Raw genomic sequence first — 2,372 nt, 5'->3', positions numbered from 1 at the left:
CATGAAGCAGCTCCCCGCGAACAGCGCGAGGCCCGCGAAGGTGATGAGCCGGACGTCGAAGCGCCGCATCAGCATGGGCACGAAGGGGGAGGTTGAGGGCCGCCCTCACGACGCGAGCCGCGCCCGAGCCCGGCGACCTCTATGTCCAGGTCTCCCATCTCCGGCTGGACCGGCCCGAGGTGTTCGCGGGGGTGCGCCAGGTCGGCGCCGCCCTCGCGATCATGGTGCACGACCTCATCCCGATCCGCTTCCCGGAATATGGCCGGGCTGGCGAGGCGGAGCGGCACGCGCGCCGCATGAACACCGCGCTCCGATACGCCAGTACCCTGATCGCGAACTCGGCCGAGACGGCGCGCGACCTCTCCGCCTATGCGGCGGAGACCGGCCAGCCTGTCCCGCCCATCGTGGTGGCGCCGCTCGGCGTCGAGAGCGGGTTCGCGCGCGCCGCCCCCGCGCTGGCGACCGAGCGTCCGTACTTCGTCGCGCTCGGGACGATCGAGCCGAGGAAGAACCACCTGCTGCTGCTTCACGTCTGGCGGCGGCTCGCGGAGCGGCTGGGGCCCGCCACGCCCCGACTGGTCCTGGTCGGACGCCGGGGCTGGGAGAACGAGATGGTGGTCGATCTGCTGGAGCGCTGCCCGGCCGTCCGCGCTCACGTCCTGGAGGTGAACGAGCTTCCGGACGTGGCGCTCGCCTCGCTGGTGGCGGGCGCGCGGGCGCTGCTGTTCCCGAGCTTCAGCGAGGGCTTTGGGCTACCGCTGGCGGAGACGCTGGCGATGGGCGCGCCGGCGATCGTGTCGAATCTCGCCGTGTTCCGGGAGGTCGCGGGCGATCTCGCTTTGCGGCTTGACCCGCTGGACGGCCCGGCCTGGGAGAAGGCCATCATGGCCCACGCGGCGGAACGTCCGGAACAGGGGCGGCGCGGGACCGAGTACCGGCCGCCGAGATGGGAGGAGCATTTTGGACTCCTCCACGCCGCGGGCCTCGCGATCTAGTCCCGCAACCCGGCGGCCGGCGCCCCCTTCGGAGAAGCCGGCCGTGCAACAGGCGCCTCAGGCGCTGTGGTCGCGGATGCCGTAGAAGATCAGCGCGCCGATCGCCCAGGCGATGGTCGAGCACACCAGAACGAGCAGGATCATCTGAAGACGCGCGGGATAAAGCGAGTCCTCGGGAAGATGCGGCTCGACGAAGGTCGCCAGATAGCGCGACTGGCGTTCCGCCGTGATGCGCGCCGCGTCGACCGCCTGGCTCGCCTGCTGATACGCCTTCTGCGCGAAGTCCCGCTCCATGGCGAGGTTCTCGAACTCCGCCATTGAGGCGGAGATCAGAGTTTCCTTGCCGCCGGTCCGAGGCTGCACCGAGCCGATCTTCGCGCGTTCCGCCGCGATGCGCGATTTGAGCGCCTCGACGTTCTTCTGCATGAACCGGACGGTCGGCGCGTCCTTGTTGAGGAACGCGGAGCTCGCCGACAGCTCGGCCTCCTGCTTGGCGAGCTGGCCCTCCAGGTCGGCGACGATCTTGCTCTGCCCCTCGACAAGGCTCTGAGCGTCCGGCGCGCCCTGGCGGTCGCGATAGTCCTGGATCGCCTTCTGGGCGAACTTCAGCCGCAGTTCGGCGCGCGACTGCTCCTGCTTGGCGAGCATCAGGGCGTCGTCGCGCGCGCGCGCAGAGAGCTTGTTGACGAGGTTTTCGCTCTCGCGGACCGTCTCCCGCGCGACCTTGAGCGCGTCGTCCGGCGTGAAAGCGCGCACCGTGAAGGTGATGATCCCCGTGACGGGCTCGTAATAGACCCAGGAGACGGAGTTCCAGTACCGGGTCAGATGCTCGACCGTGTCGTCGAAATCGTAGGGCCGGTACTTGGCTACAAAATCCGCGTTCTCATGCGTGTAGATCGAGCGCAGGTCGAGCGCGCGCTGCATGTTCGCGACGATCTGGCCGCTCTCGATGTACTGCGCGACGATGAAGCTGTCCGAGGCCATCCCGGCTGTGCTCGAGCCGAGGCCGGTCATCGCCGCGATCGCGTCGCCGGTGCCGCCGCCGACTTCGGCCGGCCCGCGCACCGCGAAGCGCGCCTCGGCGACGTATTGCGGAGCAGCGACCACTCCGTAATAGAGCGTCGCGAGAGCGGTCGGCAGGGCGATGCAGAGCCATGCCGAGATCTTCACGACGTTGCGCTTCCGACGCACCCCGACCGGCCGCGCAGTCGGAACGATGACCGGATCCGGCTCCGAAGCAGTAGCGCCGCGCTTCGGCGCGCCGCGCCTTGGAAGGGGGACTACTGTGTTCGACGGCGCGGCCGCGGCAACCGGATGTTCGAGTCCGGCCGCGCCCCCCTCTGGCCGGGACCGGGCGGACCGCCTCGCCGCGCGGGC

At 69.9% G+C, this 2,372-nt stretch carries 2 protein-coding genes; one reads left to right on the top strand and one right to left on the bottom strand.

Going from position 1 to position 2,372, the window contains the following annotated elements:
* The first annotated feature begins 92 nt into the window (after positions 1–92).
* Positions 93–995 (top strand): glycosyltransferase family 4 protein, encoded by a 903-nt coding sequence (locus ACIKT0_RS17040; protein ID WP_407106560.1) that lies wholly within the window; start codon positions 93–95, stop codon positions 993–995.
* Between the two features lie 57 nt (positions 996–1,052).
* Here ACIKT0_RS17040 and ACIKT0_RS17035 read toward each other — a convergent pair whose 3' ends face one another.
* Positions 1,053–2,165 (bottom strand): KpsE/RkpR family capsule polysaccharide export protein, encoded by a 1,113-nt coding sequence (locus ACIKT0_RS17035; protein ID WP_407106559.1) that lies wholly within the window; start codon positions 2,163–2,165, stop codon positions 1,053–1,055.
* Positions 2,166–2,372 lie beyond the last annotated feature (207 nt).

It is taken from the genome of Hansschlegelia beijingensis (assembly GCF_045505405.1).
Lineage (GTDB): Bacteria > Pseudomonadota > Alphaproteobacteria > Rhizobiales > Methylopilaceae > Methylopila > Methylopila beijingensis_A.
The sequence above is the reverse complement of the archived record's forward strand: the minus strand, read 5'-3'. Positions and strand labels throughout refer to the sequence as shown.